Raw genomic sequence first — 5,894 nt, 5'->3', positions numbered from 1 at the left:
TGCAAAGTAAAATCAGACCTGTGATAAGCAAAGTGCTTTCAGCGATGGGCATTGGGTCAACATAAGTCTTTGCCCTGTGCCTGTTGTCTTGTGCCTAAAACACAAAACCAAACTCTAATTTTGCACTATTACTTAAGTTAATGAGCAAAATAAAATTTAAGATGTGCTTTGGGCTTTCAGGTATCGGCTTTCGGCGGTGGGCTTTGGAAAAAAGCATGGTTGTGGTTATTAAAAAATATCTTAACACTCTTTGCCTTGTGCCTGTTGCCTTGTGCCTAAAACACAAAACCAAACTCTAATTTTGCACTATTCCCTATTTACTTCAATGAACACTGGCTTGATTAGAAACTTGCAGAAATGGTTAATTGGTAAGTACGAGGAATTGGTACGTTACCGAAATCAACACCTCTCAGCAAACTACTGTTTCCACCTGCGTTTGTTTCTGGGTCAAAGCCGTTGTAATTATCCCAAGAAACTAAGTTACGACCCACTAATGACACATTTAAGTCGTATTTGCCAGCCAAGGCCTTCACAAATGAATATCCTAATGAGATTTCGCGAAGCTTCACAAAAGACCCATCATCTACCCGATATTCTTCAATTGGAACAAGGGCGAACACCGTACCACGAGGAGCTGTGCCACGTAATTCGGCTTCGGCCAAATCGCCTATACCTACATTGTTACGAGTACGTTTGTCGGCATTGAAAACCTGTACACCTTGAACTGCATCTAACAAAAAGCGAAGAGATAATTTTTTGTATTGAAAATTAGAACTAAACGAACCAGTCCAATCTGGATTTGGATTTCCAATAACTTTTGTGATAAATGCACCTGTCGGCTGGCCTGCTGCATCTCTTTGTGGGGTGTAGCTCAATATCCCGTTTTGAGTACCTCTTTCGCGTTGAGGCAAGCCTTGTGAAGTCAACAAATAAGAACCATCAGCATTACGAGCATAAGGGTTACCGTAGAATACCGATGCTGGTTGACCTTCAATTAAGAAAAGAGGAGCACCTGCTACGTTGGTAATAGCTACGTTACCGCCTGGGAGTTTGGTGATTTTGTTACGGTTGCTACTAAATACCACGTTTGCATCCCAAGAAAAATCTTTTGTTTTGATGATATTAGCACCTAACGATACCTCAAAACCTTTGTTCTGCATTTCGCCTACGTTATTTACAATGCTAGTACCACCCGACGAGGCCGCCAATACACGGTTTACTACGAGGTCCGTAATGTTTTGTGAGTAATAGGTCAAGCCTAGGGATATTTTATTTTTTACTAAAGAAAAATCTCCACCAAATTCTAATTCGCGCATACGTTCTGGTTTTACGGAAGGGTTGGCCAACTGACGACCAGGAAGAATGGTGCTTTTGCCTAAATAAGCAGCTGGTGAAAATTGCCAAAAACGGTCATACGTTCCTAAGGCTGTCAAACCACCTGCATCACCAAATGAGGCGCGTAATTTTGCTCCGTTAATCCATCCATCTTGTGCTTCGAGTAATACATACGAACCACTGATTTTGGGATATAACTGATTAGTTTGATCTGGCGAAAAGATAGTTGAACCATCACGACGAATAGCTCCTGTTAAAAATGCACGATTTTTATACCCAAATGTTGCCTGTAAAAATTGACCCGTAATGGCGTATCTATCAAGACCATAAGTGGCAGTTACTGTGGTCGAAGCGGCTCCACTAACAGTTTCGATAAATGGAGCCAAATTCTGACCTGTAGTTGTACTTACATCAGTTTGTGCGTATTGGTGGTTAAAACCAGCCGTTAATGTCATTTTTAAATCGTCAGACAGGTTTTTTTCGTAACCTACGTTTACATCAGTGTTAAACAAGAAGGTGTTGCTTGTAGCAGTTGCCGCAAAACCTAATGGATAACGCTCAAGTGGCAAGCCTGCTTCAGTGGCGTAAGGATATGGTTTGATGGTGTTTTTTCCTAGTTGAGAAAAGGCATCAATACCCATAACCCAGTCGATAGTAAGACCTTTTGCTGGTGTCAAATTCAACTGTAAGTCAGCAATGGTACGATTGGTAGCTTGGGTAAAATCCATATCTTCGACAGTAGATAGTGGGTTTACACGCGTAGGTTCTACTGCCAAAAGGTTACCCGCTGCATCACGCTTTGTAATGTCATAAATATTGTTTGTAATATTAATCGAGTTGATTGGGCTATAAAATACGTTGCCGTTTGGCTTTTCGTTCGAAAAAGTACTGATATAATTGAGGCCAGCCGAAACTTTCGCCCAGTTGTTCAAATGTTGGTCAACACGAACTTTCAGGCCATAGCGTTGAAAATCTGAACCCTTTACAATTCCTTGGTTTTTCATGTAAGACACAGAAGCCAAATATTGTGTTTTCTCATTTCCGCCTGTAATAGAAAGATAGTTGTCGGTACCAAGTCCTGTTCTAAAAATTTGATCTTGATAATCATATCGTGTTACGTCTACCAAATTGGTAGCCAAGGCTGTGTTTGTGCCATCTCTCAGAATACTTGTTGTAGTGACCCCAGGATTGGCTGCTATTTGAGCGGCCGAAATACCTCCAATTGTGTGTAGGCGTAAACCTGCAAAACCGAATTGCTTACCATAAGTACTCACAAAAACTTTTTTGCGAAGCTCGTTTACGTTCATACTCGTCGAAAAGGTAATTTTGGGAGTTCCCGATTTTCCGCGCTTTGTTGTAATAATGATTACCCCATTACTAGCTCTTGAGCCATACACAGCGGCAGCGGCCGCACCGTTCAAGACGTTGATAGTTTCGATATCTTGTGGGTTGATATCGGCCATTCGGTTGGTTCCAAGATTGGCAGCACCAGCTTGTGCATCCACTGCAATTTGTGAAACGTTGGTAGAAGAGTTACTAACAACAACACCATCAATCACATAAAGCGGGTCGGAGCTACCTCTCAAAGACTTGGTACCTCTCAAACGAATGCTTATACCACCTGCAGGATCTCCAGAGTTTTGTGTAATTTGCGCCCCCGGAATTTTACCTTGCAACGCTGAGAACAAATTGGTTGTCCCAGTTTTTTGAAGCTCGTCAGCTTTTACAGAATTGATAGTATTGCCTAGTTCTCTTTTGTTTGAAGATAAGGTAGAACCCGTAAATACAACTTCGTCGAGGGCAAAGGCATCGTCGTCGTTGAGTGCAATGTCCAAATTGAGTGTATTTGAGTTTCCAAGGGTAATATTTTTGGTTATATTTTTATAACCTATCGAACGGAAAACCAAATCGTATGACCCTTCTTTAAGGTTTGCACGTAGCGTATACTCACCTTTAGCATCGGCAACGGTACCTAAGGTGGTTCCTTTGATAATTACCGAAGTACCAGCAAGTGCTTCATTTGTCGATTGAGAAGTGATTTTTCCTTTGATGGTGTAGGTCTGAGCAAGTGCCGAAATCGACATCAGCATCATTGCCACCATAACCATTAAGGGTTTCTGGAAAGTTTTTTTCATAAGTCAATACATGGTTAAAATTGGATTGTTGAAATTTTTTGCGCTTTTATGCTAAAATTTTCATGAATATAATATTAAAACAAGCAGATACCCGCATTTTTAAGCAAGGAAATATTGACAAAAATATTGATTTTATTCAGATTTGTTTAAATTTATATAAATATATTACAAAATCTAAGTAGAATTCCTTATTTCTTAATCATTTATACTTAAACAAAACAGCATAAACACGCAAAATTTGTGCTGACTAATCGCAATTTTATGTTAAAAAAAGAAAGACAGGCATTTATTATTAAAGAAATTAATCTCCATAACAAGGTGCTATCCTCTGATTTGAGTATGGCATTGGATGTTTCGGAGGATACTATTCGTCGTGATCTCAACGAGTTGGCCTTGGAGGGGCGTGTGGTGAAGGTACATGGAGGAGCTTTGTCAAGGTCTTATCAGGTAGCCGCAGCCCAAGCAGATACCTATGCCTATGAGAAAAAGGAAATCATTGCGATGAAGACGCTCAAAATTATTAAGGATGGCATGGTTATTCTTACGAGTGGTGGTACAACCATGCGCGAAATAGCTAAGCGTCTGCCTGAATCTTTACAAGTAACTTTCTTTACGATTAGTCCAATTATTGCACTAGAATTGGCCGAACACCCTAAGGCTGAGGTGATTTTGCTGGGTGGACAGCTTTCTAATGCTTCTAAAGTAACCATCGGAGCGGAGGTGGTTCAAAAAATAAGTGAAATCAAAGCAGATATTTGTATTTTGGGAATAAACGGATTGGACCTCGATGGGGTCACTGATTCGGACTATGAAATTGTACAGGTAAAAAAAGCGATGATTAAAGCCTCAAAACAAGTAATTATTCCAACAATTTCTGAAAAACTCAATACGGCACTGCGTTATAAAGTGACTCCAACTGCCGACATAGATTGTTTGATTACAGAGCTTTCGCCTTTACACGATACTATCCAACCTTATCTTTCACAAGTGAAACTTGTTTTATAGGGATGTGGTTTTCGTGGAAAATGGGTAACTTTGACAAAGAAAATTCCCTGAATTTGAGGATAGAATGAAAATTCACTTTTTCAACGAATTATCATTCTATTCTATCAAATTCGATTTCACGTTAATCAAAAATCAAAAATGTCGTCAGTTGTAATTGCTCCTATCGCAGAAAGTTTACCTCAATTTTTATCTGATTCAAAGTACTCAAAGGTACATGTGATTGTAGATGAAAATACCAAACGCCATTGTTATCCGCTCGTAAAATCTTTTTTGCCCAAGCATTCACTTACTCAAATCAAGTCGGGTGAGCAAGAAAAGACTTTAGCTACTTGCGAAAAAATCTGGCAAGATATGACCGATGCCGAATTGGATAGACATAGTTTGATCGTAAATATCGGTGGAGGTGTGATTGGTGATATGGGTGGTTTTTGTGCATCGACCTATAAAAGAGGGATTGATTTTATCCAAATTCCAACAACTTTATTGGCGCAAGTAGACGCCAGCGTAGGAGGGAAGTTGGGTATTGATTTTCATGGTTTCAAGAATCATATTGGGGTATTTCGTATTCCCAATACCGTTTTGATAGATCCTATTTTTACTAAAACATTACCTTTTAATGAATTGCGTTCTGGTTTTGCCGAAATCGTAAAACATTGTTTGATTGCTGATAAAGCCAAATGGGATGTGATTAAACGCAAGGATTTCGAAGCACAAGATTTTGCTGATTTGATCAGTCACTCTGTCGAAATCAAAAAGGCCGTTGTGGCACAAGACCCAACTGAAAAAGGTTTACGTAAAATCCTCAATTTTGGGCATACGCTCGGGCACGCTATTGAGACTTTCTATCTGGGTAAACCAAAATTACATTTACTACATGGCGAAGCTATTGCCGCTGGAATGATTTGTGAAGCATTTGTAGGTTTCAGAAAAGGATTGATTACACAAAAAGAATTAGCTGAAATTGAAGAGTTTATCTTCTCTGTTTATGGAATTGCAACCATCCAAGCAGAGGACGTTGAAGAAATCATCGCACTCACGGCACAAGACAAGAAAAATAAAGGAAAAGAAGTAAGATTTTCTTTATTGGAAGGTATCGGAAAATGCGGTTTTGATATTGCCATCAATGCCAAAGAAATGAAAGATGCTTTGGCGTATTATAGAGGAGATGTGAATTAGTGTAGGAGTGAACAGTTGTAGAGGCACAAAGTGTGTATTGAGGCACAAAGTGGTAAAGGCACAGAGGCACAAAGTGTGAATTAAGGTGCAAAGTGGCAAAGGCACAGAGGCATAAAGGGAAGGATAAAACACTTTGTGCCTTTGTGCCTTTGTGCCTTTGTGCCTTTGTGCCTTCGACACTATTCACACTAAAAATTCGGTTTCAACAAATATTTCGAATAGAAATCGTCGATTACACGAACT

At 39.6% G+C, this 5,894-nt stretch carries 3 protein-coding genes; 2 read left to right on the top strand and 1 reads right to left on the bottom strand.

What is annotated here, in order from left to right:
* Positions 1 to 341: 341 nt before the first annotated feature.
* Entirely contained in the window at positions 342 to 3,470 is a 3,129-nt protein-coding gene (locus ACOVQ4_RS13510) for a SusC/RagA family TonB-linked outer membrane protein (RefSeq protein ID WP_421821158.1), read from the bottom strand.
* 261 nt (positions 3,471 to 3,731) lie between these two features.
* Here ACOVQ4_RS13510 and ACOVQ4_RS13505 point away from each other — a divergent pair, with 261 nt between their 5' ends.
* Complete coding sequence (locus ACOVQ4_RS13505; RefSeq protein WP_421821157.1) at positions 3,732 to 4,475, top strand: DeoR/GlpR family DNA-binding transcription regulator; 744 nt, start codon at positions 3,732 to 3,734, stop codon at positions 4,473 to 4,475.
* 138 nt (positions 4,476 to 4,613) lie between these two features.
* Positions 4,614 to 5,651: a 3-dehydroquinate synthase gene (gene aroB, locus ACOVQ4_RS13500; protein WP_095166493.1), complete on the top strand. Its 1,038-nt coding sequence runs from the start codon at positions 4,614 to 4,616 to the stop codon at positions 5,649 to 5,651.
* Positions 5,652 to 5,894: the final 243 nt, after the last annotated feature.

This window comes from Flectobacillus sp., from assembly GCF_049240685.1.
Lineage (GTDB): Bacteria > Bacteroidota > Bacteroidia > Cytophagales > Spirosomataceae > Flectobacillus.
The sequence above is the reverse complement of the archived record's forward strand: the minus strand, read 5'-3'. Positions and strand labels throughout refer to the sequence as shown.

Excerpts from the sequence above, each read along its gene's own strand:
- ACOVQ4_RS13510 (WP_421821158.1), bottom strand. The coding sequence starts at position 3,470 with ATGAAAAAAACTTTCCAGAAACCCTTAATGGTTATGGTGGCAATGATG.
- ACOVQ4_RS13505 (WP_421821157.1), top strand. The coding sequence starts at position 3,732 with ATGTTAAAAAAAGAAAGACAGGCATTTATTATTAAAGAAATTAATCTC.
- aroB (WP_095166493.1), top strand. The coding sequence starts at position 4,614 with ATGTCGTCAGTTGTAATTGCTCCTATCGCAGAAAGTTTACCTCAATTT.